The 26708-nt window shown below is 70.2% G+C and carries 26 protein-coding genes; 18 read left to right on the top strand and 8 right to left on the bottom strand.

Features of this window, described 5'->3' with window-relative positions:
* The first annotated feature begins 230 nt into the window (after positions 1 to 230).
* The 6 genes from CDO52_RS19700 to CDO52_RS19675 all read left to right on the top strand — a co-directional run bounded on the left by CDO52_RS19700 (position 231) and on the right by CDO52_RS19675 (position 8068).
* Entirely contained in the window at positions 231 to 1649 is a 1419-nt protein-coding gene (locus tag CDO52_RS19700; RefSeq protein ID WP_017619264.1) for a family 2B encapsulin nanocompartment shell protein, read from the top strand.
* 438 nt (positions 1650 to 2087) lie between these two features.
* On the top strand, positions 2088 to 3479 hold the full coding sequence (locus CDO52_RS19695; RefSeq protein ID WP_017619263.1) for a family 2B encapsulin nanocompartment shell protein: 1392 nt from the start codon (positions 2088 to 2090) through the stop codon (positions 3477 to 3479).
* A gap of 15 nt (positions 3480 to 3494) precedes the next feature.
* Entirely contained in the window at positions 3495 to 4532 is a 1038-nt protein-coding gene (locus tag CDO52_RS19690) for a family 2 encapsulin nanocompartment cargo protein polyprenyl transferase (protein ID WP_017619262.1), read from the top strand.
* Between the two features lie 337 nt (positions 4533 to 4869).
* A complete protein-coding gene (locus CDO52_RS19685) occupies positions 4870 to 6693 on the top strand; it encodes an SGNH/GDSL hydrolase family protein (RefSeq protein WP_017619261.1) in 1824 nt (607 codons plus the stop codon).
* Positions 6694 to 6872: 179 nt separating this feature from the next.
* Positions 6873 to 7814: a chymotrypsin family serine protease gene (locus tag CDO52_RS19680; protein WP_017619260.1), complete on the top strand. Its 942-nt coding sequence runs from the start codon at positions 6873 to 6875 to the stop codon at positions 7812 to 7814.
* Entirely contained in the window at positions 7811 to 8068 is a 258-nt protein-coding gene (locus CDO52_RS19675) for a hypothetical protein (RefSeq protein ID WP_017619259.1), read from the top strand. The genes CDO52_RS19680 and CDO52_RS19675 overlap by 4 nt, the downstream gene beginning before the upstream one ends.
* Positions 8069 to 8106: 38 nt before the next feature.
* On the opposite strand, the gene CDO52_RS19670 is transcribed toward CDO52_RS19675, so the two are convergent.
* Both CDO52_RS19670 and CDO52_RS19665 read right to left on the bottom strand, forming a co-directional pair.
* Positions 8107 to 9015: a helix-turn-helix domain-containing protein gene (locus tag CDO52_RS19670; RefSeq protein WP_017619258.1), complete on the bottom strand. Its 909-nt coding sequence runs from the start codon at positions 9013 to 9015 to the stop codon at positions 8107 to 8109.
* Positions 9016 to 9077: 62 nt separating this feature from the next.
* Positions 9078 to 9329, bottom strand: a complete 252-nt coding sequence (locus CDO52_RS19665) for a DUF397 domain-containing protein (RefSeq protein WP_017619257.1) — start codon at positions 9327 to 9329, stop codon at positions 9078 to 9080.
* A 527-nt stretch (positions 9330 to 9856) separates the two neighbouring features.
* On the opposite strand from CDO52_RS19665, the gene CDO52_RS19660 reads away from it, so the two are divergent.
* The 4 genes from CDO52_RS19660 to CDO52_RS19645 all read left to right on the top strand — a co-directional run bounded on the left by CDO52_RS19660 (position 9857) and on the right by CDO52_RS19645 (position 13504).
* Entirely contained in the window at positions 9857 to 10417 is a 561-nt protein-coding gene (locus CDO52_RS19660; protein ID WP_017619256.1) for an ATP-binding protein, read from the top strand.
* Between the two features lie 117 nt (positions 10418 to 10534).
* Entirely contained in the window at positions 10535 to 11773 is a 1239-nt protein-coding gene (locus tag CDO52_RS19655; protein WP_017619255.1) for an NAD(P) transhydrogenase subunit alpha, read from the top strand.
* Positions 11754 to 12092 (top strand): NAD(P) transhydrogenase subunit alpha, encoded by a 339-nt coding sequence (locus tag CDO52_RS19650; RefSeq protein WP_017619254.1) that lies wholly within the window; start codon positions 11754 to 11756, stop codon positions 12090 to 12092. Before CDO52_RS19655 ends, CDO52_RS19650 begins: the two co-directional genes overlap by 20 nt.
* Positions 12089 to 13504, top strand: coding sequence for an NAD(P)(+) transhydrogenase (Re/Si-specific) subunit beta (locus CDO52_RS19645; RefSeq protein WP_017619253.1), 1416 nt, complete (start codon positions 12089 to 12091; stop codon positions 13502 to 13504). The genes CDO52_RS19650 and CDO52_RS19645 overlap by 4 nt, the downstream gene beginning before the upstream one ends.
* 69 nt (positions 13505 to 13573) lie before the next feature.
* Here the strand turns inward: CDO52_RS19645 and CDO52_RS19640 are convergent, their stop codons facing one another.
* The gene (locus CDO52_RS19640; protein ID WP_026125904.1) at positions 13574 to 14197 is read right to left on the bottom strand and encodes a TetR/AcrR family transcriptional regulator; all 624 of its coding nucleotides are present in this window, start codon (positions 14195 to 14197) and stop codon (positions 13574 to 13576) included.
* A gap of 103 nt (positions 14198 to 14300) precedes the next feature.
* The gene (locus CDO52_RS19635) at positions 14301 to 15173 is read right to left on the bottom strand and encodes a glycerophosphodiester phosphodiesterase (protein ID WP_017619251.1); all 873 of its coding nucleotides are present in this window, start codon (positions 15171 to 15173) and stop codon (positions 14301 to 14303) included.
* A gap of 266 nt (positions 15174 to 15439) precedes the next feature.
* Here CDO52_RS19635 and CDO52_RS19630 point away from each other — a divergent pair, with 266 nt between their 5' ends.
* The gene (locus CDO52_RS19630; RefSeq protein ID WP_094932601.1) at positions 15440 to 16210 is read left to right on the top strand and encodes a DeoR/GlpR family DNA-binding transcription regulator; all 771 of its coding nucleotides are present in this window, start codon (positions 15440 to 15442) and stop codon (positions 16208 to 16210) included.
* Between the two features lie 57 nt (positions 16211 to 16267).
* Here the strand turns inward: CDO52_RS19630 and CDO52_RS19625 are convergent, their stop codons facing one another.
* Together CDO52_RS19625 and CDO52_RS19620 are read right to left on the bottom strand one after the other, a co-directional pair.
* Entirely contained in the window at positions 16268 to 16678 is a 411-nt protein-coding gene (locus CDO52_RS19625; protein ID WP_026125903.1) for a VOC family protein, read from the bottom strand.
* A 324-nt stretch (positions 16679 to 17002) separates the two neighbouring features.
* On the bottom strand, positions 17003 to 18226 hold the full coding sequence (locus tag CDO52_RS19620) for an MFS transporter (RefSeq protein ID WP_026125902.1): 1224 nt from the start codon (positions 18224 to 18226) through the stop codon (positions 17003 to 17005).
* 509 nt (positions 18227 to 18735) lie between these two features.
* On the opposite strand from CDO52_RS19620, the gene CDO52_RS19615 reads away from it, so the two are divergent.
* Positions 18736 to 19419 (top strand): PhzF family phenazine biosynthesis protein, encoded by a 684-nt coding sequence (locus CDO52_RS19615; RefSeq protein ID WP_033300596.1) that lies wholly within the window; start codon positions 18736 to 18738, stop codon positions 19417 to 19419.
* 1281 nt (positions 19420 to 20700) lie between these two features.
* Here CDO52_RS19615 and CDO52_RS19610 read toward each other — a convergent pair.
* The gene (locus tag CDO52_RS19610; RefSeq protein ID WP_017619247.1) at positions 20701 to 21894 is read right to left on the bottom strand and encodes a helix-turn-helix transcriptional regulator; all 1194 of its coding nucleotides are present in this window, start codon (positions 21892 to 21894) and stop codon (positions 20701 to 20703) included.
* Positions 21895 to 22034: 140 nt separating this feature from the next.
* Here CDO52_RS19610 and CDO52_RS28235 point away from each other — a divergent pair, with 140 nt between their 5' ends.
* Genes CDO52_RS28235 through CDO52_RS19595 form a run of 4 tightly spaced genes read left to right on the top strand, consistent with a single transcriptional unit; the run spans position 22035 to position 23256 of the window.
* On the top strand, positions 22035 to 22175 hold the full coding sequence (locus tag CDO52_RS28235) for a hypothetical protein (protein ID WP_017619246.1): 141 nt from the start codon (positions 22035 to 22037) through the stop codon (positions 22173 to 22175).
* On the top strand, positions 22172 to 22396 hold the full coding sequence (locus tag CDO52_RS19605) for a hypothetical protein (RefSeq protein ID WP_017619245.1): 225 nt from the start codon (positions 22172 to 22174) through the stop codon (positions 22394 to 22396). Before CDO52_RS28235 ends, CDO52_RS19605 begins: the two co-directional genes overlap by 4 nt.
* A complete protein-coding gene (locus tag CDO52_RS19600; protein ID WP_152471655.1) occupies positions 22390 to 22599 on the top strand; it encodes a hypothetical protein in 210 nt (69 codons plus the stop codon). The genes CDO52_RS19605 and CDO52_RS19600 overlap by 7 nt, the downstream gene beginning before the upstream one ends.
* Before the next feature lie 51 nt (positions 22600 to 22650).
* Positions 22651 to 23256 (top strand): ABC transporter permease, encoded by a 606-nt coding sequence (locus tag CDO52_RS19595; RefSeq protein ID WP_017619243.1) that lies wholly within the window; start codon positions 22651 to 22653, stop codon positions 23254 to 23256.
* A 47-nt stretch (positions 23257 to 23303) separates the two neighbouring features.
* Here CDO52_RS19595 and CDO52_RS19590 read toward each other — a convergent pair whose 3' ends face one another.
* Positions 23304 to 23741 (bottom strand): Lrp/AsnC family transcriptional regulator, encoded by a 438-nt coding sequence (locus tag CDO52_RS19590; protein WP_017619242.1) that lies wholly within the window; start codon positions 23739 to 23741, stop codon positions 23304 to 23306.
* Between the two features lie 231 nt (positions 23742 to 23972).
* On the opposite strand from CDO52_RS19590, the gene CDO52_RS19585 reads away from it, so the two are divergent.
* Positions 23973 to 24845 carry a tryptophan 2,3-dioxygenase gene (locus CDO52_RS19585; RefSeq protein WP_017619241.1) on the top strand — a complete coding sequence of 291 codons (873 nt, stop codon included), beginning with the start codon at positions 23973 to 23975 and terminating at the stop codon, positions 24843 to 24845.
* Positions 24846 to 24923: 78 nt separating this feature from the next.
* Positions 24924 to 26165, top strand: coding sequence for a kynureninase (gene kynU / locus CDO52_RS19580; RefSeq protein WP_017619240.1), 1242 nt, complete (start codon positions 24924 to 24926; stop codon positions 26163 to 26165).
* Positions 26166 to 26708: the final 543 nt, after the last annotated feature.

Below are 26708 nucleotides of genomic sequence, written 5' to 3'. Positions count from 1 at the left end.
ATGCGGGAGAGTGCGTTGGGTACGACGACGGCGGTCCTGAGAATCCCCCGGAAAGTCACGGAAATCGCCATTCGCTCAATCCCCGCAGGTGTCGCGCGATTCGTACGCGAAAATCCCTCGGCTCGATACAACGCCGTCTTCTGTGGTCATTCGAGTGGTGGTTGAAGAGTGGACGGATTCCTCGTCGGGATTTCCCCTGTCAACCCCGAAGGAAAGTGGTGGTGCGCATTATGACGGAGCAGCCCGAGGCCGGTGCCGGTACCGACCCCAACGCGACGCCGCTGAGCCTGGGCACCGCGGCGGCGCGGAACCTGGCGACGACGACCAAGACCGTGCCGCAGATGCAGGGGATCACCTCCCGCTGGCTGCTGCGCATCCTTCCGTGGGTCCAGGCGTCGGGTGGTGCCTACCGGGTGAACCGGCGGCTCACCTACACCGTCGGCGACGGCCGGGTGACCTTCACCAACGTCGGAGCCGATGTGCAGGTGATCCCGGCCGAGCTGGCGGAACTGCCGCTGCTGCGCGGATTCGACGACGAAGCCGTGCTCAGTGCGCTGGCCGGCCGTTTCGTCCAGCGGGAGTTCGACGCCGGTCAGGTGCTGGTGGAAGAAGGCACCCCGGCCGACCGGGTCTATCTGATCGCCCACGGCAAGGTGGACCGGTTCGCCGAGGGCGAGTACGACGAGCAGACCCTGCTCGACGTCCTCGTCGACGGCGACCACTTCGGCGACGAGGCACTGGTCGATCCGGACAGCACCTGGGAGTCCACGGTCAAAGCCGTCACCCACTGCATCGCGCTCACCCTGGAGCGCTCCGAGTTCGAGCAGATCCTGAACTCTTCCGAGACGCTGCGGGCGCAGGTCGAGCGCAACCGCGCCGAAGCGGCCGCCCACGCCGCCAACGAGTACGGCGAGGCCGCCGTCGATCTCGCCTCCGGGCACTCCGGCGAGCCCGACCTTCCCGGCACCTTCGTCGACTACCAGATGGCCCCCCGCGAGTACGAGCTGAGCGTCGCGCAGACGGTGCTGCGTATCCACACCCGCGTGGCCGACCTGTACAACCAGCCGATGAACCAGGTCGAGCAGCAGCTGCGCCTGACGATCGAGGCGCTGCGCGAGCGGCAGGAGCACGAGCTGGTCAACAACCGCGAGTTCGGCCTGCTGCACAACGCCGACCTGCGTCAGCGCATCCCCACCCGCAACGGCCCGCCCACTCCCGACGACCTCGACGAGCTGCTCGCCCTGGTCTGGAAGGAACCCGGCTACCTGCTGGCCCACCCGCGCACCATCGCCGCCTTCGGCCGCGAGTGCAGCCACCGCGGCATCTATCCGCAGAGCGTCGACATCAACGGCCACAAGGTCCCGGCCTGGCGGGGCGTCCCCATGCTGCCCTGCAACAAGATTCCGGTCACCAAGACGCGCACCTCCTCCATCATGCTGATGCGCACCGGTGAAGCCCGTCAGGGCGTGGTTGGCCTTCACCAGACCGGTCTCCCCGACGAGTACGAGCCCGGTCTGTCGGTGCGTTTCATGGGCATCAACGAGAAGGCCGTCATCTCCTACCTCGTCAGCACGTACTACTCGGCCGCCGTTCTGGTGCCCGACGCCCTCGGAGTCCTGGAGAACGTCGAGATCGGCCGCGAGGGCTGACCGCCTTCACCACCGGCTGAGGGGAACCTGACTCTCAGCCGGTGGTGGGCCGGGGAACCCGGCCCACCACCGGATCAGCCACACATCCCGTATTCCCCTCCGCTCGGTGGGCGGTACCAAGCGCTGTCGGTTCCAACAGGATCAATGATTGGTGGTAGTCATCTTGAACCCTCCCCCAGCTAACGCAGGGGGATTCCTGGCTCAGGAAGCCCCCCAGGTCTGCGACCTGAAAGGTCTTACTCCGTCAACGCCAGCCGGGACGGAACCTGCCCGGTTGCACGCAAGCATGCGGTTGCGCCAGCTTGGTTCTCGCTCAGCGCGCCGTGCGCGCTTGGTTCTCGCAACGCACAGCGTGCACCTTACCCGTTTCTTGCCCTGCTCCGCAGGGGTTCGGTTCCTTCCCTGGCTGAAGCCGGGGGCATTCTCGAAGGAGGTACGGTGACGCGATCGGGTGCCGAAGGCGAGCAGGTCCAACTGAGCCTGAGTACGGCGGCGGCGCGGAATCTCGCGACGACGACCAAGACACCGCCGCAGATGCAGGGGATCACCCCCCGCTGGCTGCAGCGTTCCCTGCCATGGGTGCGGGTTCAGGCCGGTAGCTACCGGGTGAACCGCCGACTGACCCACATGGTCGGCGACGGGCGGGTGGAGTTCGTCATCACCGGCACGGACGTCCGCGTCATCCCCCGGGAACTCGGTGAGCTGGCGGCGCTGCGCGGCTACGAGGACGACGCCACGCTCACCGCGCTCGCCGACCGGTTCGTGCAGCGGGAGTACGGGCCGGGCGAGGTGATCGTCGAGTCCGGCGGGTCGGTGGACCGCCTGGTCCTCATCGCCCACGGCAAGGTGAACCGCGTCGGCGTGGGGGAGTACGACGAGGAGACGCTGCTCGGCACCCTCATCGACGGCGACCACTTCGGCGTCGAGGCGCTGGCCGAGGAACCGGACGAATGGCAGGACACGTTCACGGCGGTCACCCGCTGCACCGTGCTCACCCTGTGGCGCACCGAGTTCCAGGAGGTCCTCGACCGTTCCGAGACACTGCGGGCGCACATCGCCCAGGCGCGGTCCGCACCGGAGCGGCCGCACAACAGGTTCGGTGAGGCCGACATCGAACTCGCCTCGGGCCACGTGGGCGAGCCCGACCTGCCCGGCACCTTCGTCGACTACGAGCTGAAGCCCCGCGAGTACGAGCTGGGCGTGGCCCAGACCGTGCTGCGGGTGCACAGCAGGGTGGTCGACCTGTACAACCAGCCGATGAACCAGCTCCACCAGCAGCTACGCCTGACGGTCGAGGCGCTGCACGAGCGCCGGGAGCACGACCTGTTCAACAATCCGGAGTTCGGCTTACTGCACAACGCCGACCTGCGGCAGCGCATCCCCACCCGCAACGGCCCGCCCACCCCCGACGACCTGGACGAGCTCATCTCCCGCCGGAGGAAGACCCGCTACATCCTGGCGCACCCGCGCGCCATCGCCGCCTTCGGTCGTGAGTGCAGCCACCGCGGCGTCTACCCCGGCACTGCCGACATGGGCGGTCAGGCGGTCACCACCTGGCGCGGCATCCCCGTGCTGCCCTGCGACAAGATCCCGATCTCGGGCACGGGGTCCACCTCCATCCTGGCGATGCGTGTCGGAGAAGAGGACGAGGGCGTGATCGGTCTGCACCAGATCGGCCTTCCCGACGAATGCGAACCGGGGGTGTCCGTCCGCTTCATGGGAATCAGCGAGAAGGCGATCATCTCCTACCTGGTCAGCACCTACTACTCAGCGGCGATCCTGGTCCCCGACGCGCTCGGTGTCCTCGAGAACGTCGAGATCGGACGCTGAATGGGGAGCACACCCATGACCGGCGAAACACAGGGCACCGACCGGTCGACACGCGAGATCCTGGGGTGGAGCCGCGACATCGTCGATCCGGCCCTGCGGGGCGCCGCCGAAACGCTCCCCGCCTCGATGCGGTGCGTGGTCGGCTACCACTTCGGCTGGTGCGACGAGCACGGTCGGCCCGACGGCGCCCCGGCCGGAAAGGCGCTGCGCCCTGCGCTCACCCTGCTGTCGGCCCAGGCCGTCGGCGGCACCGCAAAGGACGCCCTACCAGCGGCCGTCGCCGTGGAGCTGGTCCACAACTTCTCCCTGCTGCACGACGATGTGATGGACCGCGACACCACCCGGCGGCACAGGCCCACGGCCTGGACCGTCTTCGGTTCCGGGGCGGCGATCCTCGCGGGGGACTCGCTGCTCACCCTCGCCCTCGACGTCCTCGCGGCGGCCGCCCACCCCGATGCCCAGAGATGTGTGCGGACGCTCAGCGCGGCCGTGCAGTCCCTGGTGGCCGGGCAGAGCGCCGATGTGTCCTTCGAACAGCGCGACGACGTCGGCCTGGCCGAATGCCTGGCCATGGCCGAGCAGAAGACCGCCGCCCTGCTGGGCTGCGCGTGCGAGCTGGGCGCCGTGTTCGGAGGCGGAGACCCCGAACAGGTCGGCCGCCTGCGCGGCTTCGGCGAGCGGGTCGGCCTGGCCTTCCAGCACGTCGACGACCTGCTGGGGATCTGGGGGGCGCCGGAGGCGACCGGTAAACCGGCCCACAGTGACCTGGCCAACCGGAAGAAGTCGCTGCCGGTGGTCGCCGCCCTGAGCTCCGGCACCGCCGCCGGGCGCGAACTGTCGGGGCTGTACCGCGGGGAGGACACCCCGTCCGACGGCGACCTGGCGCGGGCCGCCGAACTCGTCGAGGTCGCCGGTGGGCGGGCATGGAGCCGTGCGCAGGCGGATGAGCTCCTGTCCGAGGGGCTGGCCCTGTTGGGCGGAGCCGATCCGCCTCAGGGGCCGGCGGCGGAACTGGCGGCGCTCGCCCGCCTGTCCGCCCGCCGCGACCGCTGACGGTCCGTGCCCGGCCGCTACCGGCCGGGTGAGTCCGCTCACCCTATGGCCGGTCGGCCCGGCCCTCCGGCTGACACGGGACCGCGCACCACCCGGCCGGTAGGCCGCGGCTGACCTGGGGACGGGGCCGAACGTCCCGTCCCCGCTCCACCCCGCGAGGCGGTCGCCCGCGGCCGTCACACGAGGCGGTGTATCCACAATTTTTCCGCCATTTGCCCCGCGACCGTCCGCGTCCTGGATCATGTTGTCTCTGTGGCCATGTGCCCCCTTGGAGGCGATCCGCGGATGAGAGGTTGGTGTGGGCGTGGGCAAACAGGGCGTGGTCTGTCGATTTCGCATGGCGCGCCTGTGGCCGATGGCGCTGCTGCTGCTCGTCCTCTGCGGACTGACACCCCTCCACCTGGTCACCGCCCAGGCCGGGTCGGTCGCCCGGAAGGCGCCCGAGGCACGCCCCGCACCCGCGCCGCTCGCCGAGCACTTCGACAACGCGGGAATCTCCGACGACGCCGATGCCTCCGCCGCCGACCTCGACGGCACGGGGCGTAGCCTGTCCGCGGCCGCCCTGCGACGGGCCGGCTGGGGGCCCGGTCAGCGGCTGACCGTGCACCGCACCCGATTGACCTGGCCTGATACCGTGCCGGGAGAGCCCGACAACGCTGTGGCCGACGGCCAGGAGGTGCGGGTGAGCGGGCGCGGGGACGCGCTCACCCTCCTCGTCGCGGCCACCGGGGGCACCGCCACCGGCAGCGGCCGGATCGTCTACGCCGACGGCACCTCGGACACCTACACCCTCACCGTCCCCGACTGGGTCACCGGACCGCACCCCACCAAGGCGGTCGCGCTCCCGTACGCGAACTCACCCCAGGGCCGGATCGAGCGCCCCGTCCTCCTCTACGCCCGGACCGTGCCGGCCGACCCCGCCCGCGACGTCGCCCGGGTCGAACTGCCGCGGGTCGCCGACGACGCGGCCCGCATCCACGTCTTCGCCCTCGGCCTGCGCGCTCCCACGTCGCGCTGGACCGGAACCTGGTCCACGAGCACCTCCGGCTACACCGCGGTCGGCCCCTGGGAGGACCAGACGCTCCGCCTGGCCGTCCGGTCGACCACCGGCGGTCTGGGGGCGCGCGTCCGACTGGACAACACCTTCGCCGCCGAGCCGGTGGCCATCGGCCGGGTCACCATTGCGCTGCGGCGGCACGGCGCCGAGGCCGCCCACACCCCCGTGCCGCTCACCTTCGACGGTGCCCCCGGCACCCGGATCCCGGCCGGCGGGCAGGTGCTCAGCGACCCCGCCATGTTCCCCGTTCCCGCCGGCGGCGACCTCCTGGTCAGCATCCACCTGCCCGAAGCGGTGACAGCTGCCCCCGTGCACACCGCGGTGACCGGCACCAACTACGTCACCGCCCCGGGCAGCGGGGACGCCACTGCCGCGGCCGGGGCCGATCCGTTCACCGGCACCATCGCCACCTGGCCGTTCCTCACCGGAATCGATGTCCTCGGCGGCCCCGGGTCGGTGGTCGCCCTGGGCGACTCCATCACCGACGGCGTCGGCTCCACCCCCAACGCCAACCGGCGCTGGCCGGACGTGTTCTCCGAGCGCCTGCGCTCCCAGTCCTCGGTGCCCCATTACGGCGTTCTCAACCAGGGCATCTCGGCCAACCGGATCGTCACCGACCGCTACTCGGGCGACGGCGTCAGCACCGACACCGGCGGTGTCAGCGCCCCCCACCGGCTGGAGCGCGACGTCCTGGCGCAGACCAGCGCCCACACCGTCATCGTCTTCGAGGGCGTCAACGACGTCCGGCACACCGGCACCACCCCGCAGCAGGTCACCGCCGGCCTCGCGGAGATCGCGGCGCGCACGCGCGCCCACGGCAAGCGCGTGCTCGTGGCCACCGTCGCTCCATGCGGCGGGTTCCGCGACTGCACCGACGAGGTCGACGCCAAGCGCCGCGAGGTGAACGCGTTCATCCGCGCCAACGGGCGGGCCGGCGGGCTCTTCGACGGCGTGCTCGACTTCGACGCGGTGCTGCGCGACCCCAGCGCGCCCGAGCGGCTGCTGCCCGCCTATGACTCCGGCGATCACCTCCACCCCGGCGACGCCGGGCTGCGCGCGATCGCCGAATCGATCGACCTGGAGCTGCTGCGGGCGCCCGCGTGAGCCGCGCGGGTGGGGCGCGTGGGAATGCAGATCATTTCTGTCATGACGTGGCATTTTCCGTGATCACCGAATTGCCGCTTTCGGCCGAGATTTCCCGGTAAATCCGGAGTTCGCGGAACTACGCTCACACATGAGCGTGGTTGTCATATCAACTGTTGACCCCTGATCTAAGGAGCCGCATGCATCTGGATTCCTGCCGAGAACTCAAGCGGTCCCTGCGCGAGCGGGCCACCAGCCTAGCGGTCGGCACGGAGGTGCCGTGGCTCGCCGTCGGCGTCGAGCGCACCGCCCCCCATACCTACGTGCTCGCGGTGCGGGTGCGTGACACGGCGTCGGCTCAACCCCTGCTGGCGCGTATCGCCGCCGAGGCCCGCGACGAGGTCGACGTCGTCGAGGTCGGCGAGATCCGGGCGCTGCCCGAGGCGCTCAGTCCCGAGGAGCTCCAAAAGAGTCAGCGCCCCCTGATCCCCGGCTGCTCGGTGGGGCATCCGGACATCACGGCCGGAACGCTCGGGGCATTCGTGGTCGTCGACGGCGCGGTGCACGCTCTGTCCAACAACCACGTGCTGGGCGACAGCGGCAAGGCCCGGCCCGGGGACGCGGCGCTGCAGCCGGGCGTCGCGGACCGGGGGCTGGACCCGCAGGACCGGTTCGGTGAGCTCGTCGCCATGAGCGAGCTCAGCACCGAGCGGATCAACCTTGTCGACGCCGCCATCGCGCGGATCGACGCGGGCGTCGGGCACGACGCCGAGCGGTACCCGGGCGGTCCCGTCACCACGATCGACGAGGGCCCCACCGAGGACGTGACCGTGGAGAAGATCGGCCGGACGACCGGCCACACCCGCGGCCGGATCACCGCCTTCGAGGTGGACGGCCTGCGCATCAACTTCTCCCACGGCGAGCTGCTCTTCGACGACCAACTGGAGATCTCCGGGCGCGACGGCGCATTCAGCGACGGCGGCGACTCCGGGTCGCTGATCTGGACGAGTGAGGGGCGCGCGGCGGTGGGGCTGCTGTTCGCGGGCAGCCGGTTCGGCGGCCCCGACGGCACCGGGCTGACCTACGCCAACCCCATCACCGCGGTGCTCGACGGATTCAACGCCCGGCTGGCCGGCGCGTGATCACCCTCCACCAGGCCCGCGTGGCCAAGCGCCTGCTGCGCGAACGGTTCGGCGCCGATCCCCGGATCCAGGGGATCGGCCTGACCGGTGGCCCCCGCACGGGCTACGCGGTGGAGGTGCTGCTGAAGCGTCCGATGGACCCGCCGGGGCCGGGGTGCCAGAAGGTCGGCCCCGCGGACGAGGGCGTGTGCGAAGTCCCGGTGTACTGGCGCGTCGTCGGTCGGATCGGCCCGCTCGACAGCGCGGAGGAGTGAGGCCGCTCGGTGCTCGCGCCGCGCTCGAAGCCGTCCCCTCAGCGGAAGTCGTCGAGGATCGTGGCGAGGTAGCGGGCGGACTCGGGGGCCGAGAGCGCCTCGAGGCACAGCCGGTCCATGACCTCCATGTACCGGTCGGTGTCGTCGGGCTTGTCGAAGTAGACCGCGCTGGTCAGCTGTTCGAGGTAGACCACGTCGGGCAGGTCGCTCTCGGTGAACCGGAGGATGCTGAACGGCCCGCCCGCCGCCGAGTGGCCGCCCTTGTGGAACGGGATGATCTGCAGCGTGATGTTGGGCAGGGTGGCCATCTCGATGAGGTGCTCGATCTGGGCCCGCATGGTCGCCGGGCCGCCGATGGGGCGGCGCAGCGCGGCCTCGTCGACCACCGCCCAGAGCTTGGGCGGGTTGGGGCCGGTGAGGCGCTCCGTGCGGGTCATCCGCAGCCGGACCCGGTGGTCGACCTCCTCGACCGGGTCGCCGCCGTGCCCGAGCATGATGACGGCCCGCGCGTACTCCTCCGCCTGGAGCAGGCCGGGGACGAACTGGAGTTCGTAGGTGCGGATGACGGCCGCGGCCTCTTCCAGGCCGATATAGACCTCGAACCAGGAGGGAAGGACGTCGCTGTACTTGTGCCACCATCCGGGCGTGTTGGCCTGGCGGGCGAGCGTCAGCAGGGCGTCGCGCTCCTCCTGGGCGGTCACGCCGTAGAGGGTCAGCAGGTCGGCGACGTCGCGCTCTTTGAACTTGACCTGGCCGAGTTCGAGCCGGCTGATCTTGGCGTGGGAGGCCCGGATCTCATAGCCGGCGTCCTCCCGCGAGATGCCCTTGGCCTGGCGCAGGCGGCGCAGCTGGGTGCCGAGGAGGATACGCAGCACGGTCGGTCCGCCCCGCGAGGGGGTGAGTACGTCGGCGGCAGGCGTGTCCGCCTCCGCCCGTCTGCTGTCCATCTGCCCTCCTGGCGTGGCCGAACCCCGGTCAGTGAATCAGAAGTATGCCGGAGCGACAATGCTCAATCGATTGTGGCGGCCTCGATGAGGTGGTCGAAATCTCCCTGTTTCGCCCCTTTGACGAACGCCGCGAGCTCCGCGGGTGTGTAGATGAGGGCGGGTCCGTGCGGGTGCCGGGAGTTGCGCAGGGCGAACTCTCCGCCGGGCAGCCGGGACAGTTCGACGCAGTTGCCGTCGGGGTTGCTGAGGCTGCTCTTGAGCCATTCGGCGCCGTTCAGGTCGGCGGCGGGGATGCCGTTGTAGGCCTGCTGCATCTGTGCCTCCTCGTTGGGTGGTGATCCGGGGATCGGAGTTCGCGCCGGTCGGCGGCGGATCCCGGGGCATCGTCGCCGTGGGATCGCTGCGTGCACGTGCATCCGTGCTTACATCGGCAGTTGCTCTTGCAAACTACGCCAACGGCGACGGAATGTGTCAAATGGTTGCATCGACAACAAGTCGGGCGTGGCGCGGGGGTGGCGTCGGACGGGCCTACGGGGGGTGGTTCCATGAAAAAGTTCATCCCGTACGTACTTCGTGGCGTGGAGGGGTGGATGTCCGAATCGAACGTGAGTGAACAGAACTGAACTGGGTAAACACGTTCAACGGTGGTGCACGGGACAACCCTCTCGAATCCCCCGATCATTGAACGACCAATAACAAAGGGGTCCCAAGTAGGATCTTGCACTCACTGCGCACTAGACTGCGTGATGCACATGCATCCGTGCTTACACATGAAAGAACGTACGGACGGGGTGCAAGCAGGACCATGTGGCGCGAAGAGTCCGACGATGCAAGGAACGCGATGAATGCGCACTCTGCATACTCCCGACCCGATGACCTCTTCACCGGGCTGACCCGCCCGTACGTCGGCAGCCACGCCCACGCCGCTGATCACGGCCGGTGGAGCCTGTCGACCCCACCTCTGCCCATCGGGCACCACGTCATCGACACGGCCACGGCCCAGCACGGACTCGGCTTCCACCCCGCCTCGGTCAAGGTGGCGCGGGACTTCACCGGCACCGTGCTCCGCGGCTGGGGGCTGGACACCATGGCCCCCGACGCCCGCCTGGTCGTCTCCGAACTGGTCACCAACGCCTGCCGCCACGCGGTCCCCACGGTCGGCGGCTCCCTGTCCCAGTGGTCGATCCAGTTCGGCATGGCCCGCGACGAGGCCCACGTGACCTGCATGGTGGTCGACCCCAGCCGCCAACCCCCGGTACGCAACGACCCCACCCAGTACGCCGAGGGCGGGCGCGGCCTCCCGCTCATCGACTCCTTCAGCTCCGGCTGGGGCTGGGACATCATCGACGGCCGGGGCAAGGTCGTCTGGGCGGCCTTCGCCGTCCCCGAGACCGCGGCCTAGAACCGGCGGCGCACGCGCTGTACCGCGCCGTCCACAGGGGCGACGGCGGCGTCGGCCGAAAGCGGCCACGCATCCGGACCGCGCACGATGGGTACCTCTCCAGCGGAGGTAGCCGATATGGCCGTGTCGACCCTGTGGGCCGGAGTCGTCCGGCAGACCGCACCCGCGGAGCGGCGGGTGGCGGTGGTGCCGACGGCCGTGGCCGGGCTGCGCGGCGCCGGATTCGAGGTGCTGGTGCAGGCCGGGGCGGGCGCAGGCGCCCGCTACACCGACCAGGACTACACGGACGCGGGAGCGTCCGTTCTTTCGGAAGAGGACCTCTACGCGCGGGCCGACGTCCTGCTCTCGGTCACCGCACCCGACCCTGCGGTGCTGCGGCTGCTGCGCCCCGGGCAGGCGCTCATGGGCCTGCTGCGCCCCCTGGCCGAGCCCCGCCTCATCCGCGACCTCGCCGCCGCCGGGATCACCGCCATCAGCCTCGACGGGGTACCGCGCACGCTCAGCCGCGCCCAGACCATGGACGCGCTCAGCTCCCAGGCCAGCGTCGCCGGATACAAGGCCGTGATCGTGGCCGCCGAGGCCTACGACCGCTACCTCCCCCTGCTCATGACCGCCGCCGGGGTGGCACGCCCCGCCCAGATCCTGGTACTCGGCGCGGGCGTGGCCGGACTCCAGGCCATCGCCACCGCCCACCGCCTCGGCGCCGTCGTCTCCGGCTACGACGTCCGCCCCGAGGCCCAGGAGGAGATCCGTTCGCTGGGCGCCGACACCCTGGATCTGCCGGCGGTCACCGAGGCGACCGCCAGCGGCGGCTACGCTCGTGCGCTCACCGGCGACGAGCAGCGCACCCAACGGGAGGCGCTCGCCGCCGTCATGGGCCGCTTCGACATCGTGATCGCCACCGCCCAGGTCCTCGGCGGACCACCGCCGCTGCTCGTCGACGAGGACGCGCTGCGGGCCCTGCGCCCCGGCGCCGTGGCCGTGGACCTCGCCTCCGGGCCGCTCGGCGGCAACGTGTACGGCTCCCGACCCGGCGAGACCACCTACACCAAGAACGGCGTCGCCGTCATCGGCGCCGCCGAACTGGCCGCCACCGTCCCGCGGGCCGCCTCCGAGGCCTACGCCCGCAACATCGGCGCGCTGCTCACCCACATGACCCGGGAGGGCCGGTTGCACATCGACCTCGACGACGAGATCCAGGCCGGGGTCGTCATCACGCACGAGGGCGGCGTCATGCACCCGGCCGCCGCCAAGGCCGTCGCCGCGCTGGCACCCGATTCGGACGAGCCGCCCGACACGCACACCGCGGCCGACACGACCCTCGACGGAGGCGGGTATGGTCCCCGGAGCGCTTGACGACCTCACCGTCTTCCTCCTCAGCCTGCTGGTCGGCTTCGAGGTGATCAGCCGCGTCCCGGCGACACTGCACACCCCGCTGATGTCGGCCGCCAACGCCATCCACGGCGTGGTCCTCGTCGGCGCGATGCTCATCGCCGTCACCGCCGACACCCCGGCCGGTTACGCGCTCGTCCTGGTGGCGACCGCGTTCGCCGCCATGAACGCCGTCGGCGGCTACGTGGTCACCGACCGGATGCTGCAGATGTTCCGCGCTCCGCGCCGCGCCGACGCCCCCGACCGGACCGGGACGGACACGGGTGGGGGAGGAGACCGATGAGCGCCCTGGACATCGCCGTCCGCCTCGTCTACCTGGCCGCGGCGACCTGCTTCGTCGTGGGACTGCACCTGATGAACTCCCCGGCCACGGCCCGGCGCGGCAACCTCCTGTCCGCCGCGGGCATGTGGGCGGCCGTCGTCGTGACCCTCGCGATCATCCTCGCCTCGGGCACCGTCACCCCCGTCGGGTGGACGATGATCGTCCTGGGCACCCTCATCGGGACCGGCGCCGGGCTGTACGCGGCACGCAGGGTCGCCATGACGGCCATGCCGCAGCTGGTCAGCCTCTTCAACGCGGTGGGCGGTGGTGCCGCGGCCCTCATCGGCCTCCACGACTACCTGCGCTTCGGCGGACCCGCAGGGGAGCTCACCGCGGCGGCGACCACCGCCGTCACGCTCGACGTCGTCATCGGCACCGTGGCCTTCTCCGGGTCGCTGGTGGCCTCCGCCAAGCTGCAGGGGTGGGTGGCGGGCCAGCCCCTGCTGCTGCCGCTGCGCGGCGCCGTCAACGCGCTGGTGGCGGCCGTCATCGTGGTCGCCGCCGGATTCCTCCTCGCCGGCCCCGGCGGCGCGCTCGCGCTCCTGGTGATGGTGCTCGCCGCCCTCGCCCTGGGCGTGCTCGTCGTGCTGGCCATCGGCGGCGCCGACATGCCGGTCGTCGTCTCCCTGCTCAACGCCTGCACCGGGGTGGCGGTCGCGATGGCCGGGTTCGTCATCGGCAACTCCATGCTCATCATCGCCGGTGCCCTCGTCGGCGCCTCCGGCGGCATCCTCACCAAGCTGATGGCCGACGCCATGAACCGGCCGATCCGCGCCATCCTCGTCGGCGGTTACGGCACCGGTGACGCAGCGGCCGCGCTCCCCGGCGGCGCGGGCGAGGGCGTGCGCACCATCGATGCCGACGACGCCGCGATCCGCCTCGCCTACGCCGGACGCGTGATCATCGTCCCGGGCTACGGGCTCGCCGCCGCCCAGGCCCAGCACGAGCTGCACGAACTCGCCGAGCTGCTGGAGGAGCGCGGGGTGCGGATCGACTACGCGATCCACCCGGTGGCCGGACGGATGCCCGGCCACATGAACGTGCTCCTGGCCGAGGCGAAGGTGCCCTACGCCCAGATGCGGGAGATGGACGAGATCAACCCCGAGTTCAACCGCGCCGACGTCGCCCTGGTCGTCGGCGCCAACGACGTGACCAACCCGGCCGCGCGCCGCCCGGGGACGCCGATCTCCGGGATGCCGATCCTGGATGTCGACCGGGCCGAGACGGTCATCGTGGTGAAGCGGTCACTGGGGCACGGCTACGCGGGGATCGACAACGAGCTCTACACCGATCCCCGGACACGGATGTACCTCGCCGACGCCAAGACCGCGCTCAGCGCGCTGGGGACCGCGGTCAAGACGCTGGTGGGCTGAGGACCCCCGCGCCGAGCGGTGGGGCGTGTGCGGGCCGCCCTGGGCGGGGGTGCGGGCGGCCGCACGCCGTCACCGTCGCGGGCACCCCAGCTGGTGGTGGATGACCAGGTCGACGTAGACGTCGCCCAGCTCGGGCAGGGAGAGCCCGCCCTCGGGGTCGTACCAGTTGAGGATGGACTCCAGGGTCTCCAGCACCGTTCCGGCCGCGATGCCGGGACCGGCGACACAGAACCGGCCCTCATCGACGCCGTCGGCGATGATCTCGCGGATGTGCTCGCGGTAGAGGCGTAATTGTTCGGAGAGCTCCCGGTAGCGCACCGGGTGGATGGCGCGGAGCGTGGGGAGCAGCGTGCGCCGCAGCTCCTCCTCGGTCCGGTGTTTCCAGCAGTGGTCGATATGTCGGCGGATCAGATGGGAAAGGCGCGTGACGGGGGTTTCGGAAGGTGAGGAATCGGAAATCTGGCAGGCCACCAATTCCCGTGTGGAACGCAGGGCGACGGCGTACATGAGATCCAGCCGGGTGGGGAAAGCCCGGCGGAATTCGATGATGTCGGTACCGGTTCGCTCGATGATCTCCCGGGTGAGTGAGGCCATGCCGAGGCCGTGCGGACCGTGACGTGCGAAGAGGGTCGTCGCTGCGTCCAGGGTGTGATCGGCCAGGCGTGTGTCATGTGGTGAGAGGTCGGCCGTCATGATCATCTCTGGGCTGCGCCGGCCGGTGGGCGAGGCGCGGTCGAGGGGTGTGGCTGATCCGGTTACGAATCGATTTCGAGGATAGCGCCGTTCTCACGCCGATTCACTCCAGAACGTGAAATCGGGGCTCGGAAATCGTGGGACCACCACCCTGTGTTCCGGAAGTGAGGGATGTTCTGCGTCCGGCCGTCACCCCATTGACGCCATTGCTGCCGCGCGACTGCTGATCATGGCCTGAGGACGGGGCGGACGGGGCGACGGTGAACTCCTGAGAGGCGCCCTGACCGTTCAGGTCGCCCGTGAGTTTCACCAGTTCGGTCATGTGGTCGGTGATGATCGCGTCGACGCCCATGCCGATGAGCCGCGCCATTTCCGGAAAGTCGTTCACCATCCACGCGGCCAGGCCGTATCCATGCCGGTGCACCTCGGTCACCAGATCGCGGGTGAGCAGTCGGTACTGGGTGCTGTAGTAGCGCGGCCGCAGGGTCTGCCACAGCTCCGCCGGGGGCAACGCGGGCCGGTCCCAGGTGAGCACCAGGCCCGCCGAGGGCCGCCGCGCCCGGATCGCGCGCAGCGCCTCGACCGACCCCGAGTAGAGCACCTGGTCGGCCATGCCGTGCTCGTGCACCAGGTTGTCGGCGGCCAGCACGGTGTCCACCGAGTTGGCCACCAGCATGAGCTGGGTCGGGCGCGGGTAGGACACCGCCGCCAGCACCTCCATCAGCGTGGGGATGCGCTGCTCGACCTCGACACCGAGCGACGCGATCTCGGCCAGCGTCATCTCGGTGATGGGCCGCGGCAGCGCCCACAGGCGCCCCTGGGCCTCCGCGTGCATCAGCACGACGTGCCCGTCGGACGTGCGATCGAGGTCGATCTCGACCATGTGGGCGCCGTGGTCGATGGCCGACCTGATGGCGGGAAGGGTGTTCTCGCGGAATCCCGTGGTGTCACCGCGGTGCGCGATCGCCAGCGTCATCTCCGGACCTCCGTTACCACCGTGGCGGTGGGGGTGGACTGACGGTGCCCCCGAGGGGGGACGTGCGACAAGCGTGCCAAAGTCAGTGCCCCGATGTAGGGAAGACCGGCGAAAACGCGGTGAAAGGTCGGGCGCCGCGCCGATGCGAGCCGCGTCACCCGCACCACCGCCCCGCCACGCCGTCGGGACCTGGGAAACTGCTGGTGTAGGAAGTGCGTCGGTCACACTCGTGAACACGCACGACGAACCGATACCGAAGGCGAACGATGATCCCCGACCAGCGTCGCGAGCACATCCTCAAGCTCTTGCAGGAACGCCACGTTCTGAGTATCAACGAGCTCACGTCGATGTTGGCCGTCTCGCACATGACGGTGCGGCGGGACATCCAGGCGCTGGAGAACGACGGCAAGGTGCTGTCGGTCACCGGCGGCGTGCGCCTGGCCGCCCGCCTCAAGAGCGAGCCCTCCTACCTGGCCAAGGCCCAGCTGGAGGTACCGGCCAAGCGCGCCATCACCCGGGCGGCGGCGGAGCTGGTCCGGGACAACTTCACGATCTTCCTGGACGCCGGTACCACCACACTGCAGATGGTGCCGATGCTCACCGACAAGGTGGGGCTGACCGTCGTGACCAACGACTTCAACGTCGTCGGGCACCTCATGGAGTATCCGAACATCGAGCTGATCCACACCGGCGGCCTGGTCTCGCACGCCGACCACTCGTCGGTGGGCCAGTTCACCGCCGACTTCCTCAGCAAGGTCAACGTGGACATCGCGTTTATCGCGAGCAGCTCGTGGGATGTCGAGCGCGGGTCCACCACCCCCTCGGAGGCCAAGGTGGTGGCCAAGCAGCAGCTGCTGCGGATCGCCTCGAAGAGCGTGCTGACCGTCGACAGCACGAAGTACGGGAAGTTCGGCACGTTCCGGGTCGCGCGGCTGGAGGAGTTCGACCTCATCGTCACCGACGACCGCCTGCCGCAATCAGCGGTCGAGGAGATGCGCGCCCGGGAAGTGGAACTGAAGCTGGTGGCGCCGGAGTAGGCGGTCCTCCAGCGCGCTGATGCGGTGTGTCTGCGGGGTGGGAGCGGCCGGAGCCGATCAGTCCTCGCCGGTGTCCAGCTCGGCCGGACAGTACAGTTCGAGCTGGATGCCGTCGGGGTCGGCGAAGCTGAGCATCGAGCCGTGGTCGGAGTGCACGACCGGCGAGTGGTCGATGTCGAGCTCGGTGAGTCGCTCCTCCCAGCCCTCCAGCTCGCCCAGGCAACTCACCTGGAAGGCGATGTGGTCCACCCCGGCGTGCCGGTGGTCGAACCTGGCCTTGAAGTGGTCCTCGTGCTGGGTGAACCCCAGGACCACGCCGCTCGGGTGGCGGCACTCGGTGTGCAGCCACCGCTTTCCGTCGCGCGTCTTGTGCTCTTTGAAGCCCAGGACGGAGCGGTAGAAGGCGATGCTTGCGTCGCGGTCACGCACGGAGAGCGTGAGGTGCGCGAGACCGGTCACACTAGGCACGGAATCCTCTCTTCGGCGGTCCTGCATCCGAAGTTTGCGGGGAGGGAACAGCGTAAGCACAATTGCCGAGCTTACGCCTCCATTCCGGGTGGACAGGCAGCTGTTAACGCGTGTTTAACGCGGTCGGGACGGATCGATGTCCCGACAGGGATGTGTGTACCCGCCCGCGCTCCATAAAAGCCCCGTTCACCAGGGGAATCGCGGTCGGTGCCAGAGCGCGGGAGTGGTGTGCGCAACCGTGCGGGCGGCCCGCTTATGAGGACTGTCACGCTGGGTGAGGGGCGTGGCGCGTGGCTTTCACACCGGCTCACGCCCCCCGAGCCGTCACACCCGCGCGGGCTGCTCCTGCCGTTCCGCCGCCGTGTACCAGCGGGAGCGCACGATCCCGGTCGCGACCAGGGCCGCGATGAACGCGGCCGCGGTGGCGAGCAGGAACGCGCCGTGGAATCCGAACCGCTCGGCGGCGTGGCCCGCGACCACGGAGCCCAAGGCCTGGCCGAGGATCAGACTGCTCACGATGAGCGTCATCGCCTGGCCGAGCCGGGCCGGTGGCGCGGCGCGCTCGGCCAGAGCGAAGATCGTGACGATGTGCGGGCCGATGGCGCACCCCATCAGGAACATCGCGGCGGCCAGAGCGACCGGCCCGGGCGCGAGGAACAGCGGGAGCGACAGCAGGCCCAGGCCCGTGGCGGCGACGCGCAGCCGGGTGGTCAGCGCCACCCACGCGGGCACCGACGCCATCAGCAGCCCGGCGGTCGCGCTGCTCACGCCCATGACGGCGTACATCAGGCCGGACAGGTCGGCGTGGCCCATGCTCTGGGTGTAGGCGGTGACGCCGGTGGCGGCGCCGCCGAAGAACAGTCCCTGGCAGAACATGGGCAGGATCAAGACGAGCAGCCCCGGCCGGACCAGGCCGTCCTCGCCAGGCGCGACGGGGGTGCCGGGCAGCGCGGTCGGGTGGACGGCGAACACCGACCCGAACACGCCGATGAGCACGGCCGCGCCCAGGACGCTGACGGCGGGGTCGGCGAGCACCGCGAGCAGGCCGACGACCGCCGGTCCGATGACGAACCCGGTCTCGTCCAGGACGCCCTCGACCGAGAGGGCGGCGGCGATGGACCGGTCGCGGTCCTGGCCGCGGCGCTTGGCCAGGGCGATCCACCGCGACCGGGCCAGCGGGCCGATCTGGGGCATGCTCAGCCCGGCCAGCGCCGCGAGCGCGGCGAGCAGCCACACGGGGGCACCGGCGAAGACGGCCGCGACCAGGACGACGAGCAGGGCGGCGTCGACGAGCGACGTGAGCAGCACCACCGGGCGCTGCCCGTGCCGGTCGGCGAAGCGGGAGATGACCGGCCCGCCGACGGCCTCGCCGAGGGCCAGTGCCCCGGAGACCACGCCGCCCGCCGCCACGCTGCCGACCTGCGTGGTGACGAGGGTGAGCGTGCCGATGAGCGACATCGACACGGGGAGTCGGGCGAGGAACGAGGCGATCAGCAGGGGGGCTCCGGCGATGGTGTGCATGCGGCGCAGCGTTGCCAGAGGGGACATGGAACTCCAGTTCTCTACAGTCTTCCGGGCGCTGACGGGCGCGGCGGCACGGCGCGGTCGGCGCGTGTCGCACTCACTGGACGTGCGGGGCCGCGAGGGGCTCGGCAGGGGGTGTCCGGTGGGCGCGGGGACTATGAGGAGAAGGATTCAGTAAAGGTCCCATCATCAGCTCAATGCTCAGAACACGATACTAGTGGCGACGGATTCCCCTGCGATATTGGATGTTCCTCACAGTCCACGCCGCGTCGGTTGGAGGGACGGAGAGGCGCGGGTGCTCGACGCTGGTCGAGGAGTTGCTGAGCCCGGGTGCGTCGGTCTCCGGCGTCACATCGGCGGAGCGCCTGCTGGACGGCCAGCCAGGGACGGCCAGGGGCGGCCGCGTCGCCGTGCGACCTGGGCGCGTTGGCGTCGTTGATGCCCTGGTGGCGTCCTCTATTTACGCCTGCTCAACTCTTTCTGCAAAAAGAATTAACTAGTGCTTCAAGATCAAATCTGGCAGGGTGGCGAACATGAGCGAGACCACCACCCTCCACATCGCGACCGTCTTCCTTGGCGACGGCGACACCGGCGGCAACGAGCTCGGCGTCTTCCTCGACCGCCCCGGCCTGCCCGCTGAGACCCGCCAGGCGATCGCGGCCGACCTCGGCTACGCCGAGACGGTCTTCCTGGAAGACCCCGCCACCGGCCGACTGCACATCCACACCCCCGCCGTCGAACTGCCGCTGGCCGGACACCCCCTGGTCGGGACGTCCTGGCTGCTGCGCCGAGACGGGCGCGGGCTCGACACCCTCAACCCTCCGGCCGGACCCGTCGCCACCTGGGCCGAGGGCGATCTGACCTGGATCCGCGCCGATCCCGACGGCGCTCCGGTCTTCGACACCCGCCAGCTCGACTCCGCCGCCGACGTCGACGCGCTGGAGGGCGGCGAACCCGGTACCGACCTGCACGTGTGGGCCTGGGAGGACGAGACCGCCGGGCGCGTGCGGGTGCGCGTCTTCCCCGGTAGGATGGGCATCGTCGAAGACGAGGCCACTGGCGCCGCCGCGCTGCGCCTCGGCCAGCGGCTCCAACGCCCGCTCATCATCCGTCAGGGCGTGGGCTCACGCATCGACGTACGCCCCGGCCCCGACGGCACAGTCGAGGTCGGCGGCCGCGTCGCCCTGCTGGGGCAGCGGGAGTACAAGCTGCCGTAGACGCCGTGTGGTCGATCGCAGCCTCATGGTTCCGCTTCGTGTGAAGACCATCCCCCGATACAGCAGAGGTGCCCTGCCATGGGCCTGACCTGGCGGTAATCACGGCACCTGACCCGGTTCTGTACGTTTTGCCGGGAGAATCCCCGTGATCATCCCTGTCACGTCCGGAGTCGGACGCCAGGGTCTGCTGGGTCGGCCCGGTCCGCTCCTCCGATGTTCTGTGGTGAAAAGCGGCACTGAGGGCGAAGAGGGTTGGGGGCGCCAGTCCCCCCGGCGGGTTCAGCGGGGCCGGGCGGTCGTCGGGGCATGCGCGGTGTGAAGGTTCCCGGCGGGGAGGGGAAGGCGGCACCGACGAGGAGTAGGGGTGGGGCACCACGGTCACCGACCGGGCGGGACACGCTGCCCGGGCGCCGGGCAGCCGCAGGGGCGCGGGCAGGCGGATCTGTTCCCTCTGGACGGCCGAAACGCGGGGGTTCCGCTTCGCGTGAGACAGCTTCCGTGATGCGGGAGGATCGCCCTGCTCTGGGCCTCCTCCGCCGGTGATCACGGGGATTCCGTCGGAAGCAGCCGGAAATCGACAGAATTCCGGCGGTCATCGCGGGCGGGTCCCGGGGTCTGCTGGGTCGGCCCGGTCCGCTCCTCCGGTGTCCTGAGGTGAAAAGCGGCACCGACGGCCGGTGGGGGTGGGGCGCCGTGGTCGTCCAGCGGCGTGGGGTGGGTGGCCCAGGGCGGGAAAACGCTCGCTTTAGGCCCGTTATGTCCGCGCCTGTGTTGATCTCGGGACAGTGCGCCAAAAAACCGCTGGGATTTGGCGCACTGTCCCGAGATCAACGAATCCATCCTGCGCCGACCAGGTCAAACAGGGCAAAGCGCTCGCCTCGCCGTGCCATCACGGGGATTGTGGCAAACCGAGCATACCCGGAGTCCGGCGGCCCGCAATCCGACTTTCGGCCCGCCCGTATGGCTCGCCCGGCTACCGATCAGGGGCGCCCGACCCCACCCCTCGTCGCCGCCGCCCCCACCGCTCGACCGGGGAGGTGACCGGCGCGCGGGCCACCGCTGCTGGCCCCGCCCCGCCGCACCCGCCAGGGGACCGGTGCTCCCCAGCCCCCTCCGCCCTCGGTGCCGCTTTTCACCCAAGAACACCGGAAAGACGCCCACCGACAAGGCCGCCCAGCAGACCGCCTGCCCTGCAGGCCGTGCCCCACGGCGCCGTGTCCGCCCGGCGGAAGGTGCCCTTGGTGCCTCCTCGTCCCATGCGATGGCGGCGCCGTAGGACCCCTATGCGGCACCGAGGGCTTCCCGGACTTCGGGTATGTCGCGGAAAGGCTCCAGTGACGCCCGCACTACCTTGGTCCGCTCGTCGGTGCGGTCGCTGCCCAGGTCAGCCGACAGCTCCAGCACCTGGCGCGCGATGTCGGCCGCCTGTTCGGGCTCGTTGGCATCCGCGTATGCCACCGCCAACCACGACAGGTAGAGCGCCATCTCCCGCGTGTGCGTGGCGTCGTAGCGAGACAGAACGTCGTTGAGCAGGGGGACCGCGCGCAACGGGCGCCGAAGCTCCGTGTAGGCCCGGGCTTCCATGACCTGGAGCTCACCGGCGTCCACCCAATAGAGCCACGCGGGGTCGTCTTCCTCGCCATGATCTGAGAGAGCGTCGGACGCTTCCCCCAGCGCGCGCATGGCCGAACGTGCGTCGCCAGTCTTGGTGTGGGCCCATGCAATCCGGTCCCAGAACAGGGCGCGGGCACGCGGCGGTGCGGTGGGGCCCGCTTCTTCCAGGGCAGCTTCAGCCAACGCGGCGCCGTCGAACTCCCGGCCGATGTTCGACCACTGGTAGGCGAGCGATCCTGCGAGCTGCCCGGCGAGGGTGGCATCTCCCGCCTCGCGCGCGGCCGACAACCCCAGACGGTAGGTGCGTTCGGCCTGGCTGTGTCGGCCAGCGTCGGACGCGATCCATCCGGCGATCTGTGCCAGTTCGCCCACGGCCACCCGAAGACCGTTGCCGACCGACTCTGAGTACGTGCTGTCGGCCAAGAGAACGACGGCCGCTTCCAGTTCGCGGAATGCGGGATCGATCAAGTCGTGTCCTGCCAGCACGTCGTCGGCAAGCCTGAGTGCGTGCACGCGTGCGCTCAGGCGATTTACCGCCGTTTTCCCGATCCGGCGGCCGGCCGGTGACAGGTCGGCGACCGGCGGTTTCCCCGGAAGGATGTCGTCGAGGGTCGGAGGCGACGGCGCGGCCGCTGCCGCAATTGCGTCCTCCAACTCTTCTCTGGCCACGCCGAGCACGGTCGCGATGTGGGGAAGCCAGAACTTCGGGACGCGGCGTCCGGTCTCCCAGCGGTAGACCTCCTGCCGCGTCACGGTGGAACGGCCGGATGCCTCACACAGCGCCTCGGCGAAGCGCTGCTGCGACCATCGGCGGGATGTGCGGTGGCGCTTGAGCATCTGGGGAAAGGTCTCGGGGGCCATGCCTTCATGGTGGCCTACAAAATGGCCTACAGATAGGCAGATCCCAAATCCAGCTCCGCGAAGAACAGTGAGGACAGGAAGACCCCGGCGCCTGCGCCACAGGCCCGGGGCTTGGCCAACAGAACGGAGCTCTGTTGACAATGTCCATCCTGCCATCGCGGCGGAGCCGCCGGATCCGCCCCTACATCACGGTGCTCGAACACCGCCGCGCCAGCGAAGCCCGCCACTTCCGACGGTTCGCCGGACTGGCCATGCTGAGGGCCCTGGGGGCGATCCGATGACCTCCGCGATCAGTTCGACCAGGTTCGGCGACATCACCGTCAGCTATGACCCGGAACTTCCGCTTCTTCAGCGGTTCACCGTCCGCGGCCGCGGCGGCCGGATCGTTCGCCTGGGCGCCCCCTATGGCGAAGCGCGCCGAGCCCTGATCCGAGAGTGCAAGCTGTCCACGGACGAAGCATCCCGCCTCCTCGAACGGGCAGCGGGGGTGGGATCGTGGTGACCACCTACTGCGAGATCCGCGAGGTTGCCGACATGGCCGACCTGCGCGCATGGGCGGCTGCCCATCACGTGCCGATCATTCGCGGTGGATACACGTTGAGCGGCTGCACCATCTATAGCGCTACCTGCGGCACCCTCACGCTTGTCTGCGTCGGTCTGGAGAAGGGCCCCGGACCGCTCATTTGGCGGTCGCCTTTCGAGTAACCGGATCCCAGCGCCTTCCCGCCACTCTCGGCGGGGAGGCGCGCCGCCGCCTTGGATGTCGATATCCCCGGACTTGGCTTTCGCGGCATCCTGGCCATGCTCGGCCTGTTCGGCACGGCGTTCGCCGGGTTCGGGCTCCTGCCCGAGCTGCGCAACGGCTCGCACGAACGGCTGCTCGCCACGCCCACCAGCCGGGTCGCGCTGCTGCTCGGCCGGGTGATGCGGGACGTCGTCGTGCTGCTCATCCAGGCGGTCGTCCTCCTCGTGGGTGTCACCGCCTTCGGATTTCGGGCATCGGCCCTCGGCGTCCTGGTCGGTCTCCTGCTCTTGGCTGTCCTGGGGGTGGGGCTGGGCACCTTCTCCTACCTGCTCGCCATGGTGCTCAAGGTGGAGCACATGTTCGCCGCGCTGCTGCAGACCGTCATCATGCCGCTGATCCTCACCTCGGGCCTGCTGCTGCCCATGGAGCAGGGGCCGACGTGGCTGTACATCGTCTCCCGGTTCAACCCGGTCACCCACGTCGTCGAGGCCGAGCGCGCACTGTTCGCCGGGCACTTCACCGATCCGTCCATCGCGATCGGTTCCGCGGTGGCCGTCGCTGTGGCCGTGCTCGCGCTGTCCCTCGGCGTCGGTTCGATGCGCCGGATCAACGCCTGACCGCGCGGCGTCCCGCCTGCCCTGTCGGCCGTGCCGACGGGGCAGGATCAATCCGGGCGGGTGACGGCCCGCCACGGCACCAGGCTGGACAGCACCATCGTGCTCGACGGGCGGCCGTGCTCGGCGAGGCGGTCGATGACCTCCTCGAAGTGGGCCATCGAGGTCACCCCGATGAACAGGACGCAGCAGGCGTCGCCGGTGACGCGGTGCAGCTGCAGGATCTCCGGAAGGGCCATCGCCGCCTCGTCGCGCAGCAGGCACAGCGGCCCGAAGCACTCCATCCGCACCAGCGCGGTTACGGGCAGTCCGACCGCCGCCGGATCGACGTGGGCGTGGTATCCGGTGATCACGCCGGAGTCCTGGAGGCGGCGCACGCGCTCGGCCACGGCCGGAGCCGACAGGTTCACCCGTCGGGACAGCTCGTTGAACGACAGCCGCCCGTCGGCCTGGAGCTCGGCGAGGATCCGCCAGTCGACGCTCTCCATATCCGTTCCGATCGTCAAGTCAGACGGGAAAATCCCTAACGATTGTTAAGCCGATCCTGCCAAATGGCAAGTACTGGCCCTTCTCTCTCCGCGCCTGTCTGCAGCATCCTGAGGTTTAGGTCACAACGGAGATCGATCGCCGGGCGGCGCGGTCTGGCGACGTGTCGGTCGCGCCCCGGCGCACGGACGCGGCGACGCGGGACGGCGTGCCGCGAGAAGAGGTGGGAAACGATGGTCGACACCGCGGCACCGGCAGCCGAGCGGGAGCGCGCCGCCCGTGCGGCCCGCAACCGGGGCAGGCCCACCACCACCGTCGACCAGGCAGTCGAGTACGTCCGCTACGGCGGGGTCGACACCCTGCACGACCTGCAGCGGCCCCGCACCGACGAACCGGCCGAAGTCTCGTTCATCATCACCACCCAGGTCATGGAGCTGCTGTTCACGCTGATCCGGCAGCGCTGGGAGCAGGCCCGCGACGCGCTCGACGCCGACGATGTCCCTGCGGCCCTCGCGGCGCTCAAGCGCGGTGCCGAGGCCCAGGACGTGCTGGCCAACTCCTGGGAGCTGCTGGCATCGCTCACCCCCACCGAGTTCAACCGGTTCCGCGACGCCCTCGGCGAGGCCTCCGGCTTCCACTCCTTCGCCCACCGCCACCTGGAGTTCCTGCTCGGCAACAAGTCCGAGCGGATGATCGAGCCCTACGCCGCCCTGCCCGGCGTGCGCGCCGAGCTGGAGCGCGCCCTGGCCGAGCCGAGCCTGTACGACGCGGCCCTGCGGCTGCTGCACCGGCGCGGCCTGCCGGTCCCCGCTGAGCGGGTGGAGCGCGACTGGTCCGAGCGCTACACGCCGCACCCCGGCGTGGAACGCGCCTGGGCCGAGGTCTACGCCGACGACCGCCCCGACAACGAGCTGCTCGCCCTGGCCGAGGCCCTGCTCGACACGGCCGAGCGCGTCACCCGGTGGCGGCACCGCCACCTGATGGCGGTGAAGCGGTCCATGGGCGCCAAACCGGGTACGGGAGGATCCAGCGGCCTGGAGTGGCTGGCCGAGCACGCGAACAAGGACGTCTTCCCCGAACTGTGGTCGCTGCGCACCGCCATGTGAGTCGGAGCGCGGCGGCCAGGTGAGTGACGAACACGACAGCGGCGGGCGCACGGCCGGCCAGACCCCGAGGAAGTGACGATGACGCAGATCACGCGCGAGGACTGCGCGAAGCTGGACGCCGCCGACCCCCTGGCCCCCTTCCGAGACGAGTTCGTCCTCCCCGACGGCGTCATCTACCTCGACGGGAACTCCCTGGGCGCGCTGCCCAAGGCCGCGCCGGGACGCGTGGCCGACCTCATCGAGCGCGAGTGGGGCCGCGACCTCGTCAAGAGCTGGAACACCGCCGGGTGGTGGGACAAGCCCCGCACCCTGGGCGCCAAGCTCGCCCCGCTGGTGGGGGCGGCGCCGCACGAGGTGGTCGTGGGCGACGGCACCTCCGCCAACCTCTTCAAGGCGGTGATCGCGGCGCTGCGGCTTGCGCCCGACCGCCGCGTGGTGGTGGGGGAGACCGGCAACTTCCCCACCGACCTCTACATCACCCAGGGCGCCGTGGAACTGATGGGGGCCACCGAGCGCCGGGTCGACCCCGACGGGCCGGAACTGGCCGAGGCGCTGGCCGCGGGCGACGTCGCCGCGGTCCTCCTCAGCCACGTCGACTACCGCACGGGCGCGCTGCGCGACATGGCCGGAATCACGCGGATGGTGCACGACAGCGGTGCCCTGATGATCTGGGACCTGTGCCACAGCGTGGGCGCGGTGCCCATCGAGCTCTCCGCGTGGGGCGCGGACTTCGCCGTGGGCTGCACCTACAAGTACCTCAACGCCGGTCCGGGCGCCCCCGCCTTCAGCTATGTGGCCGAACGCCACCACGCCACCGCCCGCCAGCCCCTCAGCGGCTGGCACGGGCATGCCCGCCCCTTCGACTTCACCGGCGACTACGTCCCGGTCGACACCGCCAGCCGCTTCCTCAGTGGATCCCAGCCCCTGGTCGCCGACGCCGCGTTGGAGGCGAGCCTGGACCTGTTCGCCCGGGTGGACATGCGGCGGGTCCGCGAGAAGAGCGTGGCGATGACGGAGATGTTCATCGACCTGACCGCACCGGCCGGTCTGGGCCTGGTGACACCGCGCGACGCGGAGCGGCGCGGCAGCCAGGTGGCGCTGTCCCACCCCGACCCTGAGGCGGGGTACCCGACCGTGCAGGCGCTGATCGCCCGTGGCGTGATCGGCGACTTCCGCGCGCCCGATGTGCTGCGCTTCGGATTCACCCCGCTCTACCTGCGCTACGTGGACGTCTTCGACGCCGCCACGGCGCTGGTGGAGGTGGTGCGGACCGGTGAGTGGCGCGACCCTCGGTTCGCCGAACGGGCGCAGGTCACATGACTCTTGAACAGTTACTTACCAGTAGGTCAAGAGTTCACCACGTGATTCTTGTGAGACGAAGGGCACTCGTCGGTGTGATGAGTGCCCCTTTTTTGGTGTGTCGCGGCGCCGGATCGCCCGCCAACGCAGGCGTTTTACCCTTTGTCCGACCCGTGTGGATCACGCCTGATCTGCGGTTTTACCTTTGAACCGCGTGCATTTTACCTTTTCGTTGGTTAGAGTCCTCGTGATCGGTTCGTGATTCCGATGTGCGGTGCGGATGTGCGCCGATGGGATCACACCGATGCCGAGCCCCGAGGCTCATGACGCCCCGGGTGACACGAGACCCCTTTCTCCCACGGGCCGGGCCGCGCTGCTGAGCGCCTGCCCCTCGACTCGCGGTCCCCATCCGCGAGCACGGCCCCACACGTCTGGCGATCCAGTCAGGCGGCCCCACCACAAGCACTCACGCAGCTGATTCCTGTGTGTCCACACCCGTGGGCGGAATCTGTCTTCGTCGTGCCCCGGTCTCTCTCGGCCCTGTCTCCGACCTGGGTATCTATC

It is taken from the genome of Nocardiopsis gilva YIM 90087 (assembly GCF_002263495.1).
Lineage (GTDB): Bacteria > Actinomycetota > Actinomycetes > Streptosporangiales > Streptosporangiaceae > Nocardiopsis_C > Nocardiopsis_C gilva.
The sequence above is the reverse complement of the archived record's forward strand: the minus strand, read 5'-3'. Positions and strand labels throughout refer to the sequence as shown.